Origin of the sequence: Cellulomonas endometrii, from assembly GCF_949769265.1 — a bacterium.
In the GTDB taxonomy this organism is placed as follows: domain Bacteria; phylum Actinomycetota; class Actinomycetes; order Actinomycetales; family Cellulomonadaceae; genus Cellulomonas; species Cellulomonas endometrii.
The window spans coordinates 146959-163998 of sequence record NZ_CATKPC010000003.1 but is presented as its reverse complement, the minus strand read 5'-3'; the positions used below and the strand labels follow the sequence as shown (position 1 = coordinate 163998).

Here is a 17040-nt window from a genome sequence, read left to right as displayed (position 1 = left end):
ACCCTCCACCCTCTTCAGCGAAGGAGACCGCCATGGGCGACGCCCCCACGGACCCGGTGCTGCGCGTCGACGCGCTGGACGTGCGCCTCACCCGCGACGGGGAAGAGGTGCACGCCGTCCGCGGCGTCGACCTGACCGTCGGGCGGGGCGAGGTCGTCGGCCTGGTCGGCGGCTCGGGCTCGGGCAAGAGCGTGCTCGGGCTGTCGGTCATGGGCCTGCTGCCCGCGACCGCGCGCCCCGTGGTCTCCGGCGCGATCGACCTGGCCGGGGTCGACATGGTGCACGCCCCGGACCCGGTGCGCCGCGCCGCCCGCCGCGCGCACGTCGGTGCGGTGTTCCAGGACCCGATGACCTCGCTCGACCCGACGATGCCGATCGGCCGCCAGCTCGGTGAGGTCACCCGCGACCGGGCGCACGCGCTGTCGCTGCTGGAGGACGTCGGCATCCCTCGGGCCGCGGACCGGCTCAGGGCGTACCCGCACCAGCTCTCGGGCGGGCTGCGCCAGCGCGTCATGATCGCCCTGGCGGTGGCGCGCCGCCCGTCGCTGATCCTGGCGGACGAGCCGACCACGGCGCTGGACGTCACGGTGCAGGCGCAGATCCTCGACCTGCTGCTCACGCTCCGCGAGGAGATCGGCTGCTCGATCGTGTTCGTCACCCACGACCTCGGTGTCGCCGCGCAGGTGTGCGACCGGATCGCCGTCATGCAGCACGGCCGGATCGTCGAGACCGCGGGCGTGGACGAGGTCTTCAGCAACCCCACGCACCCGTACACCAAGAACCTGCTGCGCTCGCGGATCGACCTGTCGACCCCGCGCGACCGTCCGCTCGCCGCGATGCCGGTGGAGGCTGCCGTCGGGCCGGCCGAGCCGACCGAGCGGACAGTCCCCGACGACGGGCTCGCGGTCGGCGCGGACGGCGTGCTCGACCTCGCACCCGGTGCCGCCGCGGCGCGCCTGCCCGACGTCTGGCCTCCGGTCGTCCTGCGGGACGGCGTCGCGGTCTCGGTCCGGGACGTGCACCGCGAGTTCCGCAGCGGGCCGCCGTGGCGCCGCCGGGTGCTGCCGGCGCTGCGCGGCGTCGACCTCGAGGTCCGGTCCGGCGAGTCCGTCGCGCTGGTGGGGGAGAGCGGCTGCGGGAAGTCCACGCTGCTGCGCGTCGTCGCCGGGCTGGAGACCACCACGTCCGGTGAGGTGAGCCTCGCCGAGGGCGCGCGGCCCCAGATGGTGTTCCAGGACGCCGGGTCCTCGCTGACCCCGTGGCTGCGGGTCGGCACGATGCTCGACGAGCGGCTGCGCGCGCACGTCACCGGCATGTCCCGGGCGGAGCGCCACGACCGCGTCCTCGACGCGCTGCGGACGGTCGGGCTGCCGCCGGAGACCGCCCGTGCCCGCGGGGACCAGCTGTCGGGCGGCCAGCGGCAGCGGGTCGCTCTGGCACGCGCGGTGATCGTGCCGCCGACCGTCCTGCTCTGCGACGAGCCGACCAGCGCGCTGGACGTGTCGCTCGCGGCCACGGTCCTCAACCTCATCGGGCGGCTGCGCCGCGAGCTCGGGATGTCGGTGCTGTTCGTCACGCACGACCTCGCGGCCGCACGCATCGTCGCGGACCGCGTCGCCGTCATGCGCGAGGGGCGGATCGTCGAGCTGGGAGCGACCGACGACGTCTGCTCCCGCCCGCAGCACGCGTACACGCGGACGCTGCTCAGCGCGATCCCCGGCCCGCAGCACCGCCGTGACCGGGTCGCCGCCGTCTCGTCGATCGGAGCCGTGAAGTGACCACCGCCGATCTCACCGTCACCGCGGGTGGCGGCACCGGCCGGGCCGCGCGCCGCTGGGCGCGGGTGACCGCCGTCCGGCACCGCGCCCTGGGGGTGGACCTGCTCGCCGTCGGCCTCCTGGCCGTCATCGTGCTCGTCGCGCTCGCCGCCCCGGTGCTGGCGCCCCACTCCCCGGTGCTGCGCAGCGGGGAGGCGTTCCTGGCGCCGGGAAGCCCCGGCCACCTGCTCGGGACGGACGCGCTGGGCTATGACGTCCTGTCGCGCCTGCTCTACGGGATGCGCTCGAGCCTGCTGGCCGCGGCGGTCGTCATCACGTCGGGCGTGCTGATCGGCGGGCTGGTGGGTCTGCTCGCCGGCGCCCTGCCGGGCTGGGTCGACTCGCTGCTGATGCGGACGACCGACCTGTTCCTCGCCCTGCCGGGCCTGGTGATCGCGATGGCGGTGGCCGCTGCTCTGGGCGCGAGCTTCACCAGCGCGCTGGTCGGCGTCGCCGTCGTCTGGTGGCCCCTGTACGCGCGCCTCGTGCGCGGCGAGGTCCGCGCCCTGGCCGCCCGCCCGCACCTCGAGGCGGCGCGCCTGGCCGGCACGCCGTGGGGTCAGCGCGTCACCCGGCACCTGCTGCCCGGCGTGCGGTCGACGATCGTCGTCGCCGCGAGCCTCGACGTCGGCGGCCTGGTCGTCGCCCTGTCCGGGCTGTCGTTCATCGGCCTGTCGTCCCCCGCGCCGGCCCCCGAGCTCGGGGCGATGGCCGCGCAGGGCATGGCGTACCTGCTGCAGGCGTGGTGGGTGCCGATCTTCCCCGGGCTCGCGGTGCTGGTCATCGCCCTGGCGGCCAACCTCGCCGGCGACGGCGTCCGCGACCTGCTCCGGGGGCGTGGATGACCGCCCCGCTGACGCAGCCTGCCCGTGCTCTCCCCTGGACGGAGGTCCTGACGTGGTGATGTTCGTGGTGAAGCGGGTCGCCGCCACCCTCGCGGTCCTGCTCGCGCTGACGATGGCCCTGTTCGGCCTGCAGGAGGTCAGCGGCGTGGACCCCGCCAAGGCGTACGTCGGTGCGAACGCCTCGGCAGACGCCGTCGCGTCCGCCCGTGAGCGCCTCGGCCTGGACGAGCCGCTCGTGCAGCGCTACCTCACGTACCTGGAGGGGCTGCTGCACGGCGACCTGCAGAACTCGTTGCGCAGCCGGACGCCGGTCGCCGACAACCTCGCCCAGGTGCTGCCGGCGAGTCTGGAGCTCGCCGCGTGGGTGCTCGGCATCGCGCTGCTGCTGGGCGTCGCGTTCGCCGCGCTCACCACGCTCGCGTGGCGGGGGGCCGGCGTCGTGCGGGTCGTCCTGCTCAGCGGTGCCGCCGCCCCGACCTTCCTGCTCGGGATGGTCGCCCTGCTGGTCTTCTACGGGAACCTCGGCTGGATGCCGTCGGGCGGTCGCACCGGCCTGCGCGACGCGCCCGCCGGGCCGACCGGGTTCCTCGTCCTCGACGGGCTGCTGGCCGGCCGCCTCGACGTGGCCGGCGACGCGGTCACGCACCTCGTGCTCCCGGCCCTGTGCGCGGCCGTGTCCCCGGCCGTGGCCATCGGGCGCGTGCTGGTCGACGGGCTGAAGGCCAACATGAGCGCGGACCACGCCCGCACCGCCCGGGCCGCGGGCATGAGCGAGCGGCAGATCCTCGTCCGGCACGCCGTGCGCAACTCCCTGGGCCCGACCCTCTCGATGGCGGGCATCCAGGCCGGGATGCTCCTGGCCGGCCTGGTGGTCGTCGAGAAGATCTTCGACTGGCCGGGCGTCGGCTCCTACCTCGACAAGTCCGTCGCGGCCTCCGACTTCCCCGCCATCGCGGGCGTCGCGCTGCTGCTCGGCGTCGTCTACATCCTGCTCAACACGGTCGTCGACTGCCTCCAGGCCGCCGCCGACCGGCGCATCGCCCTCGCCTGAGCGGCGTCGCCCCCGTCCCGCACCACCGGAAGGAACCACTCGCATGAACGTCACCGGCAACGCCGTGCTCATCGTCGTCGACATCCAGGGCGGCGACGTCGAACGCGCCGAGTCCCGCACCGAGATCCCCTACATGCCCGGCCGCACCGAGCGGGCGCCGCGGGTGCGTGCGCTCATCGCGGCGTGCCGCGAGCAGGGCGTCCCGGTCGTGTGGATCCAGGAGGTGCACAAGCCCTCGCTCATCGACATCGGCCGTGAGCTGGACGGCGCCGAGGGCCCGCACTGCGTGGAGGGCTGGGCCGAGACCGAGCTCGCGCCCGGCCTGGTCCCGCAGCCGGAGGAGTTCCTCATCCGCAAGCGCCGGTACTCCGCGTTCTTCGGCACGGAGCTGGAGATCGTGCTCAAGGCGTACCAGGCCGAGACCGTCATCCTCGTCGGCGGTCTGACCGACGTGTGCATCCACTACACCGCGGTCGACGCCCACCAGCACGACTACCGGGTGCGGGTCGTCACCGACGGGGTCGGCGGCTCGACGCAGGAGGCGCACGACGCCGCGCTGCGCGCCATCCACTACCTGCAGCGCGACGCGCTGGTCACGGCGGACGAGGTGCAGGAGTGGCTGGCCACCGCCACCCCGAACCCCGAGGTGCAGCGCGCGCTCGCCACCACCGCCCAGGCCGTCTGAGGAGGACCCGATGACCAGCATCTCCACCGCCTCGCCGCTGGGAGCCCGCGACCACGCGCGCGCCCAGGGCGGCACGGTCGTCGCCACCATGCCGATCGCGCCGGCCGCCGGCGCGCCCGACTGGCCCGCCGGCGTCGCGTCCGCCGACCGGCTGCACGCGGAGACCGTCGCCGGCGGGAACTACACCACCCTGACGCTCGCCCGCGGCTCCGTGCTCGAGCTGACCGACCTCGAGGGCGACGCGTGCGCCCACCTCGTGCTGGTGAACGCCGCGCAGCCCGACGAGCGCCTCAACGTCGCCGACACGGTCAAGATCCAGTGGCAGGCGTACCTCGGCGCCAGCTCGATGCTGCTGTCCGACCGTGGCCGCGTGCTGGCCACGGTGGTCGAGGACACCTCGGGTCACCACGACACCTTCGCCGGGACGTCCTCGAAGGCCGCGAACGAGGCCCGGTACGGCGACGGCTCGCCGCAGGGCGGGACCCCCGCGGGGCGGGAGCTGCTCCTGCTCGCCGCGCTGAAGAACGGGCTCGACGCGCGCGACGTGCCGCCGAGCCTGTCGTTCTTCCAGGGGGTGCGCATCGCCGGCGACGGCACCACGGAGTTCACCGGGTCCGTCGGCGCGGGCGCGCGGGTGCGGCTGCGGCTGGAGCTGCCCTGCGTGGTGCTGCTCGCGAACGTGCCGCACCCGGTCGACCCCCGCGCGGAGTACGTGTCGACGCCCCTGCGGCTGCGGGCCTGGCGCGGGGCCCCGGCCGGTCCCGACGCCCCCGAGGCCGCCGCCACGCCCGAGGCGGCGCGCGCCTTCGCCACCACCACCGACTACGCCCGCGCGAGGGGACTGTGACCATGACAATCGCTCCCACCAGCCCCACCCCGGCCGCCGAGCCGCTGCCCGCGCGGCTCTCCGGCGCCGCCGTCGTGCTCGACCAGGTCGTCCCGCGCCGGTCGCCGTGGTCCGCGGTGGTCCGCGCGGGCCAGGAGCTGACGATCGTCGACCTGGAGGGCAACCAGGCGGTCGACTGCCTGGTGTACGACGCGCACGACACGTCCGTCCGGTACTCCGCACCGGACACGATCGCGGCGCAGCGCAACGTCTACCTCGTCCAGGGCTCCGTCCTGCGGGCCGGCACCGGGGACGCCCTCATGACGCTCGTGCACGACGAGGTCGGCCGCCACGACACCATCGGCGGCGCGTGCAGCAAGGAGTCGAACTCGCTGCGGTACGGGCACCACACCGTCCACCAGCACGCCTGCGTCGAGAACTTCCTCGCCGAGGGCGCCCGCTGGGGCCTCGGGAAGCGGGACCTGGTCAGCAACATCAACTGGTACATGAACGTCCCGGTGGAGGCCGACGGCTCGCTCGGCATCGTCGACGGCATCTCCTCGCCCGGGCTCTCCCTGACGCTCCGGGCCGAGCGCGACGTGCTGGTGCTGGTGTCGAACTGCCCGCAGGTCAACAACCCGTGCAACGGGTTCGACCCGACGCCCGTGCGGATGGTCGTCACCGAGCCCGCGGCGGCCGCCGGGGGAGCGGCGTGAGCGTGCTCCCCGCGGGACTGGCCGCCGTGGAGCGCGCCTACGCGCGGATCGCCGAGGTCGACCGGCCCGAGGTGTGGATCCACCTGCGCCCCCGGGCGGACGTCGAGGCGGACGTCCGGGCGCAGGCGGCACGGGCGGCGGCGGGCGAGGACCTGCCGCTGGCCGGCCGGCTGCTCGCCGTCAAGGACAACATCGACGTCGCCGGCCTGCCCACCACCGCGGCGTGCCCGGGCGTCGCCTGGACACCGGACGCCGACGCGACCGCCGTCGCCCGCCTCCGCGACGCCGGCGCGGTGGTGCTGGGCAAGACGAACCTCGACCAGTTCGCGACCGGCCTGGTCGGCACGCGCAGCCCGTACGGACCGGTCCGGTCGGCCGACCACCTCGACCGGATCTCGGGCGGCTCGTCGTCCGGGTCGGCCGTCGCGGTCGCGCTCGGGATCGTCGACCTGGCCCTCGGCACCGACACCGCGGGCTCCGGCCGGGTGCCCGCCGCCCTCCAGGGCGTCGTCGGTGTGAAGCCCACCCCCGGCCTGGTGCCGACCACCGGCGTGCTGCCGGCGTGCCGGTCGCTGGACTGCGTGAGCGTCCTCGCCCGCGACCTCACGCTGGCGGCGCGAGCGGTCGCGCTGATGTCCGGGCCGGACGGCCTCGACGCCCTGGCCCGCCCGGTGCCGGACGACGCGCCCCGCGCCGCCCCGGAGCACGCGGTCCTCGCGGTCCCGCGCGCCGCCGACCTCGCCGCGCTGAGCCCGCTCTGGCGCGAGGCGTTCGACGCACACGTCCTGGCGCTGCGCGCCGCCGGGCACGCGATCCGGGAGATCGACCTGACGCCGTTCCTCGCCGCCGCGCGCCTGCTGTACGACGGCGCGTTCGTCGCCGAGCGGTACGCCGCCGTCGGGCACCTCGTCGACGCAGGACCCGCGGGGCTCGACCCCGTCGTCGCCGGCATCATCCGGGCGGCCGGCACCCTGCCCGCCCACCGGTACGCCGCGGACCTCGTCCGGCTCGCCGAGCTCCGGGCCGAGGCGGAGCGCGCGCTGGCCGACGTCGACGCCCTGCTGCTGCCCACCACGACCCACCACCCGACGCTCGCCGAGGTCGCGGCGGAACCGGTCGCGGTCAACGCGCGGCTCGGGACCTTCACCAACTTCTGCAACCTGTTCGGGTACGCGGCGGTCGCCGTCCCGGTCGACCCCGGCGTCCCGGGCGAGCGCGTCGGCGTCACCGTGCTGACCCGGCCGTCCGCCGACGCCGCCGCGATCGACGTGGCGGCGCGCGTGCTCACGGTCGCCGGCCCCGGCGCGTGGACAGCGCTCGACGGTCCGCCGCCCACCGGCGGCGCTGCTGCGGCCGCGCTGACGGGCACCGGGCCGCGGACCCGCACGCCGGTGCCCGCGTGACCGCCGGCGTCGCCGACCCCGCCGTCGCGGTCGACGGCCCGGCGCGGCGCGCCCGGCTCTGGCCGCTCGCCACCGGCACGTTCGCCATCGGGTTCGGGTCGTACGTGATGGCCGGCCTCGTCCCCACCGTGTCGGCCGACCTCGGCATCTCGGTCAGCCAGGTCGGGACGCTGGTGAGCGTCTACGGGTTCACCTACGCGATCTCGACGCCCCTGCTCACCCTCCTCGTGCGGCGCGTCCCTCGCCAGGTGCTGATGGGCACCGCGCTCGCGCTGTTCGCGCTCGCGGCCGTCGGCACGGCGCTCGCCACCACCCCCACGGCCGTCGCCGTCCTGCGCGCCCTGTCGGCGGTCGCCGCGGGCGGGTTCACCCCGACCGCGACGGTGCTCGCCGCGAGGCTCGCCCCACCCGGCGGCAGCGGTCGCGCGGTCGCGACCGTCTTCGGCGGGCTGACCACCGCGACGGTCCTGGGCGCCCCGGCGGGCAACCTGCTCGGCCCGCTGCTCGGGTACCGCGGGGTCTACGCGCTCGTCGCCGGCCTCGCGGCCGTCGCGCTGGTGAGCGTGCTGACGCTCGTTCGCGCAGGCGCGGACGCGCGGGCGCGGGGCGCCGACCCGCACGGCGGATCCGGCGCGTCCGGGCCCGGACCGGGGCGGCGCGCCGCCGTCGGCCTCGTCGCGGTCGCCCTGGCCGTCTCGTCGCTCGAGACCGCGGGCGCCATGATGGTGCAGACGTACGCGTCGCCCCTGCTCACGGAGACCGCCGGGATCGCGGGCGTGCTGCTCAGCGGGGTGCTCCTCGCCTACGGCGTCGCCGGCGTCGCCGGGAACGTCGCGGGCGGGTGGCTGGCCGACCTCTACGGCCCGGGACGCAGCATCACGATCGCGCTGACGGCGTCCACGCTGGCCCTCGTGCTGCTCGCCCCCGCCGCCGTCAGCCCGGTCGCGGTCATCGCCGTGTTCTCCCTCTGGGGCTTCGCGGCGTGGGCGATGAACTCGCCGCTGCAGAACGTGCTCCTGTCCCTCAGCGGGCGGCACGGGCAGCTGGTCGTCGCGCTGAACTCCTCGGTCATCTCCCTGGGCACCGGGATCGGTGCCCTGCTCGGGGGCTGGGTGATCGGCGGCCCGGGCTACGGCGCCCTCGGGATTGTCGCCGCGGGCGTCACCTTCGCCGCCGTGCTGCTGACGCTGGTCCTGGGGCGGCGGGACGCGATCACGCGGACGGCGGCGAGCTGATCAGGGACGCCGCCCGCGGCTGCCCCGGACCCGGCCTCCATCACGGCGACGCGGTGCCCATGGCCAGCACGGTGAGCAGCCCGACGAGGGCGGTCGCTCGCTCGGTGACCGGCCTCGGTTCCCGGAACCTCTCGACCTTGACCGCTCCCGGCGCCTCGACCCGAGGCGCCGGGAGCGGCGTCAGCTCTCGCCGAGCAGCACCCGGGCGACCTCCGGGCGAAGGGCGGCGCGGACCGCCCCGCGAGCCGAGAGGGCGTCGGGGGCGGTGACCGCCGCCTCCGCCATGGCGCGGCACTCCTCGAGCGTGTGCGCGCGCAGCGCGTACCGGACCGCGGGGACCCGGCCCGCGGCCATGGACAGGCTGGTGATGCCGAGCCCGGCGAGCACCAGGGCCATGAGCGGGTCGTTCGCGGACTCCCCGCACACCCCGACCGGCCTGCCGGTCGCGGCTCCGGCCCGCGCTGTGGCGTGCACCAGGGCGAGCACCGCCGGCTGCCACGGGTCGAGCAGGTCGGCGAGCTCCCCGCGCAGCCGGTCGGCCGCCATCGTGTACTGGGCGAGGTCGTTGGTGCCGAGAGAGACGAAGTCGACCTCCACCAGGATCGCCTCGGCACGGAGCGCGGCGGCGGGGACCTCGACCATGACGCCGACCTTCCGGATCCCGGCGGCGCGTGCGGCAGCCGCGAAGTCGCGGGCCTCCGCGGCGGTGGCGATCATCGGCGCCATCACCCAGACGTCGTCGCGTCGCGCGTCCGGCAGCGCGGCGACGGCAGCGCCGAGCGCCTGCAGCTGCCGCTCGACGATCCCCGGGAGCGACCGGACCAGGCGATAGCCACGGACCCCGAGTGCCGGGTTCTCCTCGACCGTCTGGTTCGCGAACGCCAGCGGCTTGTCCGCGCCCGCGTCGAGCGTGCGGACGACGACCTTGCGGCCTGCGGAGGCGTCGATGACCTCGGCGTAGGCGGCGGTCTGCTCGTCGAGCGTCGGCTCGGTGCGCGCGTCGAGGAACAGCACCTCCGTGCGGAACAGCCCGACCCCTTCGGTCCGGCCGGCGGCCGCCCGCGCGTCGGCCGGGGTGCCGACGTTCGCCAGCAGCGGCACGCGGTGGCCGTCGGCCGTGCTCCCCGGCCCCGTCGACCCGGCGATCACGCGCTCGTTCTCGGCACGCCGGACGACCAGATCGACCGCCGACGAGGGCGGGTCGATCTCGACGGTGCCCGCCGCGGCGTCGACGAGCACCGGCGTCCCGGCGGCCAGCGTGGTCGCGCCGGCGACCCGGACGACGCACGGGAGCCCGAGCTGCCCGGCGACGATCGCGGTGTGGCTGGTCGGCCCGCCACGCTCGGTGACGATCGCGGCGACGCGCGTCAGGTCCAGGGCGGCGGTGTCGGCGGGGGACAGGTCGTCCGCCACCACGACGGCGGGGCCGTCCAGCGGCGCGAGGCCCGGCTCCGGCACGCCGAGCAGGCGCGCGACGGCGCGGTGCCGGACGCTGCGCAGGTCCGTCGCCCGCTCGGCCAGGTCCCCGCCGGCGGCCGCGAACACGGCGGCGAAGCCCTCCACGGCCCGGTCGACGGCACCCGCGGGGCCGGTGCCGGCGTGCACCAGGCGCGCCGCCTCCGCCGCGAGGGCGGGGTCGCACGCCATCGTCGCCGCGGCGTCCAGCATGTCCCGCAGGTCGGGGTTCCCCGTGGCTGCCGACCGGGTCCGCAGGTCGGCGCCGACGTCCGCGAGCACCGCGCGCACCCGGGCCTCGGCCGCGACCGGGTCGAGCGGCGCCGGCTCGTCCGCGGGCACGTCCGGCGGGGGTGCGACGAGCGCGACCGGCGCGAGCGCGACTCCGCGACCGACCCCGATCCCGCGCAGCACCGCGTCCGCCGTCGTCTCGACCGCGGGGCTCATGCCAGCTCCACCGCGTCGAGATCGGTCGCGAGGAGCTCCGCCAGCTCGTCCAGCAGCGGTTCGGCGTCCGGTGCGTCGCACGTCAGCTCGACCGCCTCGCCGTGCTGCAGGCGCAGCCCCATCACCAGGAGGATGCTGCTCGCGTCCACGCCCGGCTGGCCCTCGCGCGCGATGTGCACGAGGTGGCCGCCGTCGGCCACGCGCCGGGTCAGGAGCGCGGCGGGGCGGGCATGCAGACCCGAGGTGGTCGCCAGAACTGCTCGTCGCTGAGGCATGGGAAGTCCCTTCTCGTCACGCCGCCCGACGCGGGGCGGCGCTGCCAGGGCAACAAAAAAGACCTGAGACGTCCGACTCCTGCCGGTGCCTCAGGTCTTGCCTGATCCGCTCAGTAACAACCCTGGTGCGCCAGTTGTACGGCGTCAGAACGGGCGGGGTCAAACGCGGCGGGGACGCCGGTCGAAAGGCGATCAAGGGCAGCCGATGCCTAGGACTCTGGTCCCGGGTGGGCGCGGGAAAGCGGGTGCTAGCGTCCTTCCTCGAACCTGAGTTCCCAGGGTTGTTACCCGCCGTCGTCGCGGGGCAAGACCTGAGCCGCAGCAATGCGACTCAGGTCTTTTTTGTGCCCGGACGACGACTCTCGACGAGGAGTGCACATGACGTCCGCGACGACGCGCGACAGGGCCGAGGAGATCATCAGGGCGGTCGGAGGGCCGTCGAACGTCCTCAGCCTCACCCACTGCGCGACCCGCCTGCGCTTCGAGCTCCGTGACGCCTCGGTCGTCGACCAGCGAGCCGTGGAGTCCATCCCCGGCGTGATCGGCGCCGTCCCGCAGTCCGGCGAGCGCTACCAGGTGGTGATCGGCGGAGCGGTGCAGACGGTGTTCACGCAGATCATGCACCTGCCCACGATGGCCGGGGTGGTGGCCGGCCAGCAGTCCGACGCCGACGTGAAGGCGGCCGCCCGGGCGAAGGCGCGGGGCAAGGTCGCCTGGCTCGACGCCGTCTTCGAGTACCTGTCGGACTCGTTCCGGCCGCTGCTCGGCGTGCTGCTCGGCGCGTCTCTGATCATCGCGTTCGCCGCGGTGCTCGACGCGATCGGGGTCGTCGACTTCCGCGCGGACGACAAGCCCGCGACGTGGGTGTTCGTCGACGCGATGTGGCGGGCGGTGTTCTACTTCCTGCCGATCATGGTCGCGTACAACGCGGCGAAGAAGCTGCAGGTCGACCCGTGGCTGGGCGCCACGGTGATGGCGGCCGTGATGACGCCGAACTTCCTCTCGCTGACGGACGCGGCGACGACCGCGTGCACCACCAACGCGACCCTCGGCACCACGGCGTGCGTCGCGGACGTGTTCGGCCTGCCGATGCAGCTCAACGACTACGGCGGCCAGGTGTTCGTGCCGCTGATCATGGTCGCGGCCCTCGCGCCGGTGTACCGGCTGCTCAAGCGGGTGTTCCCCGAGAACATCCAGATGGTGTTCGTGCCGTTCCTGTCGATGGTCGTGATGATCCCGGTGACGGCGTTCCTGCTCGGCCCGCTGGGGATCTGGCTCGGCTCGGGACTCGGCGACGGCCTCGCGTGGCTCAACGGCAACGCGCCGATCGTGTTCGCGATCGTCATCCCGCTGATCTACCCGTTCCTGGTCCCGCTCGGCCTGCACTGGCCCCTGAACGCGCTGATGCTGGTGAACCTCAACACCCTCGGCTACGACTTCATCCAGGGCCCCATGGGCGCGTGGAACTTCGCCTGCTTCGGCGCCACCGCCGGCGTGCTCGTCCTCGCCGTGCGGGACAAGGACGTGCAGATGCGCCAGACGGCGACCGGGGCGCTGGCCGCCGGCCTGCTCGGCGGCATCTCCGAGCCGTCGCTCTACGGCATCCACCTGCGCTTCAAGCGCATCTACCCGCGGATGCTCGTCGGCTGCCTCGTCGGCGGCGTCATCATCGGCGTCCTCGGCGGTGTGGACACCAACGCCTTCGCGTTCACCTCGCTGCTGACCATCCCGGTGTTCAGCCCGATGCCCGTGTACCTCATCGCCGTCGCGGCGGCGTTCGCCGTGTCGATGGTGCTGGTGATCGTCTCGGACTACCGCACGCCGGAGCAGCGCGCCGAGGCCCTGGCGGAGCGGGCTCAGGCCGAGGCCGACCTCGCGCGGGAGGCGGCCTCGGGACCCGGCGCACCCCGGACCCCGGACGCCGGACCCACCAGCGCGGTGCTCGCGCCCGTCGCCGGGTCGATCGTCCCGCTCGACGAGGTCGACGACGCGGTGTTCGCCTCGAAGGCGCTCGGGGACGGCGTCGGTCTGGTTCCCACGGACGGCGTCGTCGTGGCGCCCGTCTCCGGCGAGCTCGTCACCGTCGCCGACACCGGGCACGCATTCGGCCTCATGACGGCCGACGGCGTGGAGGTCCTGGTCCACGTCGGCATCGACACGGTCAAGATGGCCGGCACGGGGTTCGACCTCGCCGTCGTCAAGGGGCAGCGCGTCTCGGCCGGCGACCGGCTCGTGACCGTGGACCTCGACGCGGTCCGCGCGGCCGGTTTCGACACGACCACCGTCGTCACGGTGATCAACGCGCGCACCCTGGCGAGCGTCACGCCCCGGCCCGCAGGTACCGTCGTGCCCGGCGCCGTCGTGATCGACGTCGAGCCCTGACCGCCCCGCGTGGGCCGTGCCTCCGGGCGCGGCCCACGCGCGACCGCCCGGACCCCGGCCTCCACCCGGTTCCGTCTGCTGAGGAGCGACGTGGACATCCTCCGCGTGTTCAACAACAACCTCGTCCTCGCGCGCGACGAGTCCGGCACCGAGGTGATCCTCACGGGCCGCGGTCTGGGGTTCCAGAGCCGACCCGGGGACCAGGTCGACCGCGACCGGGTCGTCCGGGTCTTCCGGCCCGACCCCGGCCGGGACCCCGACCACCTGGCGGGGCTGCTGGCGAGCATCCCGCCCGAGCACGTCCAGCTCGTCGGTGACGCGCTCGTCGAGGTCGGCCTGGGGGCGCTCGCGAGCCGACCGGCGGTGATCGTCGCGATGGCCGACCACGTGAGCTTCGCGCTGCGACGCGCGGAGGTCGGCCAGGCCGTGGAGTACCCCCTGCTCGCCGAGGTCACCAACCTGTACGCGCAGGAGCACGCCCAGGCCTCCGCGCTCGTCGCCGCCATCAACGCCCGGGTGCCGACCCCGCTGCCCGTGGCCGAGGCGGTCGGGCTGGCCCTGCACCTCGTCAACGCCGGCGTCTCGACCGGCGACCTCGCGTTCAGCTACACGATGACCGGGCTCATCCAGCAGTTCCTCGACGTCGTCGCCAGCGCGCACGACGTCACGCTCGACGCCGGCGGGGTCAGCGTCGGCCGGTTCATCACCCACCTGCGCTACCTGTTCGTCCGGATCGAGCAGCGCCGCCAGCTCGCCGACGCGCGGCACTCCTCCGTCGGCGAGGCGATCCGTCAGACCTACCCCGAGGCGGTCGACACCGCCGAGCGGCTCGCCCAGCTGGTCGAGCTGCGGCTGCGGGCACCGTTGACACCCGACGAGGTGTCGTACCTCGCTCTGCACATCGCCCGCGTGGTGCAGGACGGGCACCGGGCCTGACGTCGCAGGGCGCGCGTCGCGGTCGTCGTCTTCCCATCTGGCGGCCCGCTCGCCGACCGGCTCGCAGGTGGATGCCATGATCGCGCGATGATCACCATCCACCTGCGCTACGAGATCGACCCCGAGCAGATCGACGTCTTCTCCGACTACGCCGAGCGCTGGATCCGGCTGGTGAACCGCCTCGGCGGAGACCACCACGGCTACTTCCTGCCGGCGGAGGGGGACAACGACGAGGCGTTCGCCCTGTTCACGTTCCCGTCGCTCGCGGACTACGAGCGCTACCGGACCGCAGCGGAGACGGACGCGGAGTGCATCGAGGCGTACGAGCTGGCGCGGAGCACCGGGTGCATCCGCCGGTACGAGCGGCGGTTCCAGCGGCCCGTGTTCGCCGAGCCGAGCTGAGCAGCTCCTCGCAGGGCGGCTTGCCCGTCGCGGCGGCTCCGGCCACGCCGGATCGACGAGGACGGACGCGGCGTGACGGGGCCCGCACCGTCCCGGTGACGCACGCGGAGCGGCGCGCGGACGCACCGAGCGGGCATGATCGCGTCGTGAACCGGACCGACCGCCTGTACGCCCTCGTCGAGGAGCTGCGTGCCGCGTCGCCGCGTCGCCGGAGCGCGCGCTGGCTCGCCGGGCGGTTCGAGGTCTCCGTCCGGACGGTCGAGCGGGACCTGTCCGCGCTGCAGCAGGCGGGCGTGCCGATCTGGGCGGACACCGGCCGCGCCGGTGGGTACACGCTCGACCCGGCCGCGACGCTCGGTCCGATGTCGTTCACGCCCGACGAGGCCCTGGCCGTGGTCGTCGGCCTCGGCGCGCTGGGACGGGGACCGTTCCGGCGGTCGGCCGGGTCGGCGCTCCGGAAGCTCCTGGCGGTGATGCCGGCTGGCGACGCCGGGCGTGCGACCGCTGTGGCCGGGCGTGTGCGCCTGCTCGAACCGGAGGACGGCGCCCAGGTGCCGGCGGCGTTCGGGGCCGCGCTCCGAGGCGACCGGGTCGTGCGTCTGGTGTACCGGGACCGGGACGGCGCCGAGACGCTGCGCGAGGTGGAACCGCTCGGGTCGATCGGCAAGGGCGGTGACTGGTATCTCGTCGCCTGGTGCCGGCTCCGTGGCGGCGTCCGGGCGTTCCGTGGCGACCGGATGGTGTCCGTCGAGCTGACCGACGAGCACCCGCAGCCGCGTGAGCTCCGGTGGGAGGACCTCGACATCCCCTTGGGGACGCTCCGGCCCGTCGTCGACGACGCGTCCTGACGAGGTCCCGCGCAAACACCGACAGGACGGTGTCGCGGCGCGGGTCGAGGCTGGTGGGGTCGATCCCGCACCAGCACCCGGAGGCCCCTGTGTCGTTCGCATCCATCCGCATCATCACCGACGACGTCGACCGGCTCGCCGCGTTCTACGAGCGCGTCACGGGGCAGGTCGCCACGCGCCCGGCACCTGTCTTCGCGCAGTTCACCGGCCCCGGGGCGACTCTCGCGATCGCCGCCCCGGCGACGGTCGCGATGCTCGGCGGCGCGGTCTCCCCGGCGGCGAACCGCTCCGTCGTCGTCGAGTTGGAGGTCGCCGACGTCGACGCGGAGTTCGCGCGGCTCCAGCCGGAGCTCCACGACGTCGTCCTGCCGCCGTCGACCATGCCGTGGGGGAACCGGTCCGCGCTGTTCCGGGACCCGGACGGGAACCTGGTGAACCTGTTCAGCAGGCCCACGTCGTAGTCCGTCCGCCGCGGGTCGGGGCGGGCGCCGGCCCCACCTGGCGTCACCTCCGGCGGCCTGGGACGCTGCCGGGGTGGCCACCGCCGACGGGGCGCGCAGGCAGGTCGAGCTCACCCCGCGGCGGAGCCGCTGAGCCGCTCCGCCGCGGGGCCGGTGTGCGGGAGGGGGCGTCGCGTGAGGAGGACCGGTCCCGCCGCCGCGCTGGTCGCCGTCGTCGTCGCGTCCGTGCTGGCCGCATGCACCAGCCCCGGGCCGACGCCGACCCCGGGTGTCGCGACCGCGTCGTCCGGCCCCGCGCCCCGGACCGTCGCGTCCGGCCTGGACGCCCCGTGGTCGGTCGTCTTCGTCGGCGGCACGCCCCTGGTCGCCGAGCGGGACAGCGCACGCATCGTCGAGCTGACCGCGGACGGCTCCACCCGCGAGGTCGGGGTCGTCGCGGGTGTGCGCCCCGGTGGGGAGGCGGGCCTGCTGGGCCTGGCGGTCGACGGGCGCGACCGGCTCTACGTGTACTCCACGGCCGAGGACGGCAACCGCGTCCAGCGCTACGACGTGTCGGGGCAGGCGGGTGCGCTCGCGCTGGGGGAGCCGACCACGGTGATCGAGGGCATGCCCGCCGCGCGTCACCACGACGGCGGGCGCCTGGCGTTCGGGCCCGACGGCATGCTGTACGTCACCGTCGGCGACGCCGGCAGGCGCGAGCAGGCGCAGGACCTCCAGTCGCTGGCGGGCAAGATCCTCCGGCTGACACCCGACGGGGACGTCCCCGCCGACAACCCGTTCCGGGCGTCGCCGGTCTGGAGCTACGGGCACCGCAACCCGCAGGGGCTGGCGTGGGACGACCGCGGCACCATGTACGCCACCGAGTTCGGCCAGGACACCTGGGACGAGCTGAACGTCATCACCCCCGGCGGCAACTACGGGTGGCCGGTCGTGGAGGGCGTCGCCCGCCGGGACGGCTTCACCGACCCGGTGCAGCAGTGGACCCCGGACGAGGCGAGCCCGTCGGGGATGACCCACCTCGACGGCACGCTGTACCTCGCGAACCTCCGGGGGAGCCGGCTGCGGGCGGTGCCCGTCGCCGACCTCGGCGCGTCGACGGATCGGTACCCGGGGGAGTACGGGCGGCTGCGGGACGTGACCGTCGCGCCCGACGGTCGGCTGTGGTTCGTCACGAGCAACACCGACGGCCGCGGGACGCCGGGGCCGGAGGACGACCGCGTGCTGTCGGTCGACGTCACGCCCTGACGGGCCGCCCG

At 75.1% G+C, this 17040-nt stretch carries 16 protein-coding genes; 14 read left to right on the top strand and 2 right to left on the bottom strand.

What is annotated here, in order from left to right; all coding sequences use genetic code 11:
- The first annotated feature begins 32 nt into the window (after positions 1-32).
- From QNH85_RS05300 to QNH85_RS05265, 8 genes are read left to right on the top strand one after another with little or no spacing between them, the layout of a single operon-like run.
- On the top strand, positions 33-1778 hold the full coding sequence (locus tag QNH85_RS05300; RefSeq protein WP_282945161.1) for an ATP-binding cassette domain-containing protein: 1746 nt from the start codon (positions 33-35) through the stop codon (positions 1776-1778).
- A complete protein-coding gene (locus tag QNH85_RS05295; protein ID WP_282945160.1) occupies positions 1775-2662 on the top strand; it encodes an ABC transporter permease in 888 nt (295 codons plus the stop codon). Before QNH85_RS05300 ends, QNH85_RS05295 begins: the two co-directional genes overlap by 4 nt.
- Positions 2663-2720: 58 nt before the next feature.
- Positions 2721-3713 carry an ABC transporter permease gene (locus tag QNH85_RS05290; protein ID WP_282945308.1) on the top strand — a complete coding sequence of 331 codons (993 nt, stop codon included), beginning with the start codon at positions 2721-2723 and terminating at the stop codon, positions 3711-3713.
- A 43-nt stretch (positions 3714-3756) separates the two neighbouring features.
- Positions 3757-4398: a cysteine hydrolase family protein gene (locus QNH85_RS05285; RefSeq protein WP_282945159.1), complete on the top strand. Its 642-nt coding sequence runs from the start codon at positions 3757-3759 to the stop codon at positions 4396-4398.
- Between the two features lie 10 nt (positions 4399-4408).
- Positions 4409-5245: an urea amidolyase associated protein UAAP1 gene (locus QNH85_RS05280; protein WP_282945158.1), complete on the top strand. Its 837-nt coding sequence runs from the start codon at positions 4409-4411 to the stop codon at positions 5243-5245.
- Positions 5246-5247: 2 nt separating this feature from the next.
- The gene (locus QNH85_RS05275; protein ID WP_282945157.1) at positions 5248-5940 is read left to right on the top strand and encodes an urea amidolyase associated protein UAAP2; all 693 of its coding nucleotides are present in this window, start codon (positions 5248-5250) and stop codon (positions 5938-5940) included.
- Positions 5937-7343 carry an allophanate hydrolase gene (locus QNH85_RS05270; RefSeq protein WP_282945156.1) on the top strand — a complete coding sequence of 469 codons (1407 nt, stop codon included), beginning with the start codon at positions 5937-5939 and terminating at the stop codon, positions 7341-7343. Before QNH85_RS05275 ends, QNH85_RS05270 begins: the two co-directional genes overlap by 4 nt.
- A complete protein-coding gene (locus QNH85_RS05265) occupies positions 7340-8578 on the top strand; it encodes an MFS transporter (RefSeq protein ID WP_282945154.1) in 1239 nt (412 codons plus the stop codon). The genes QNH85_RS05270 and QNH85_RS05265 overlap by 4 nt, the downstream gene beginning before the upstream one ends.
- 180 nt (positions 8579-8758) lie before the next feature.
- On the opposite strand, the gene QNH85_RS05260 is transcribed toward QNH85_RS05265, so the two are convergent.
- On the bottom strand, positions 8759-10480 hold the full coding sequence (locus QNH85_RS05260; RefSeq protein ID WP_282945152.1) for a phosphoenolpyruvate--protein phosphotransferase: 1722 nt from the start codon (positions 10478-10480) through the stop codon (positions 8759-8761).
- Entirely contained in the window at positions 10477-10755 is a 279-nt protein-coding gene (locus QNH85_RS05255) for an HPr family phosphocarrier protein (protein WP_282945150.1), read from the bottom strand. Before QNH85_RS05255 ends, QNH85_RS05260 begins: the two co-directional genes overlap by 4 nt.
- A 378-nt stretch (positions 10756-11133) precedes the next feature.
- Between QNH85_RS05255 and QNH85_RS05250 the strand changes: the two genes are divergently transcribed.
- The 6 genes from QNH85_RS05250 to QNH85_RS05225 all read left to right on the top strand — a co-directional run bounded on the left by QNH85_RS05250 (position 11134) and on the right by QNH85_RS05225 (position 17029).
- Entirely contained in the window at positions 11134-13137 is a 2004-nt protein-coding gene (locus QNH85_RS05250) for a glucose PTS transporter subunit IIA (protein WP_282945148.1), read from the top strand.
- A 90-nt stretch (positions 13138-13227) separates the two neighbouring features.
- Positions 13228-14073, top strand: coding sequence for a PRD domain-containing protein (locus QNH85_RS05245; RefSeq protein ID WP_282945146.1), 846 nt, complete (start codon positions 13228-13230; stop codon positions 14071-14073).
- Positions 14074-14160: 87 nt separating this feature from the next.
- Positions 14161-14475 (top strand): NIPSNAP family protein, encoded by a 315-nt coding sequence (locus QNH85_RS05240; RefSeq protein ID WP_282945144.1) that lies wholly within the window; start codon positions 14161-14163, stop codon positions 14473-14475.
- Positions 14476-14621: 146 nt separating this feature from the next.
- Entirely contained in the window at positions 14622-15323 is a 702-nt protein-coding gene (locus tag QNH85_RS05235) for a helix-turn-helix transcriptional regulator (protein WP_282945142.1), read from the top strand.
- Between the two features lie 89 nt (positions 15324-15412).
- Positions 15413-15784: a VOC family protein gene (locus QNH85_RS05230; RefSeq protein WP_282945141.1), complete on the top strand. Its 372-nt coding sequence runs from the start codon at positions 15413-15415 to the stop codon at positions 15782-15784.
- Between the two features lie 174 nt (positions 15785-15958).
- A complete protein-coding gene (locus QNH85_RS05225) occupies positions 15959-17029 on the top strand; it encodes a PQQ-dependent sugar dehydrogenase (protein WP_282945139.1) in 1071 nt (356 codons plus the stop codon).
- Positions 17030-17040 lie beyond the last annotated feature (11 nt).

Excerpts from the sequence above, each read along its gene's own strand:
- QNH85_RS05240 (WP_282945144.1), top strand. The coding sequence starts at position 14,161 with ATGATCACCATCCACCTGCGCTACGAGATCGACCCCGAGCAGATCGAC.
- QNH85_RS05285 (WP_282945159.1), top strand. The coding sequence starts at position 3,757 with ATGAACGTCACCGGCAACGCCGTGCTCATCGTCGTCGACATCCAGGGC.
- QNH85_RS05280 (WP_282945158.1), top strand. The coding sequence starts at position 4,409 with ATGACCAGCATCTCCACCGCCTCGCCGCTGGGAGCCCGCGACCACGCG.
- QNH85_RS05275 (WP_282945157.1), top strand. The coding sequence starts at position 5,248 with ATGACAATCGCTCCCACCAGCCCCACCCCGGCCGCCGAGCCGCTGCCC.
- QNH85_RS05300 (WP_282945161.1), top strand. The coding sequence starts at position 33 with ATGGGCGACGCCCCCACGGACCCGGTGCTGCGCGTCGACGCGCTGGAC.
- QNH85_RS05290 (WP_282945308.1), top strand. The coding sequence starts at position 2,721 with ATGTTCGTGGTGAAGCGGGTCGCCGCCACCCTCGCGGTCCTGCTCGCG.
- QNH85_RS05255 (WP_282945150.1), bottom strand. The coding sequence starts at position 10,755 with ATGCCTCAGCGACGAGCAGTTCTGGCGACCACCTCGGGTCTGCATGCC.
- QNH85_RS05260 (WP_282945152.1), bottom strand. The coding sequence starts at position 10,480 with ATGAGCCCCGCGGTCGAGACGACGGCGGACGCGGTGCTGCGCGGGATC.
- QNH85_RS05250 (WP_282945148.1), top strand. The coding sequence starts at position 11,134 with ATGACGTCCGCGACGACGCGCGACAGGGCCGAGGAGATCATCAGGGCG.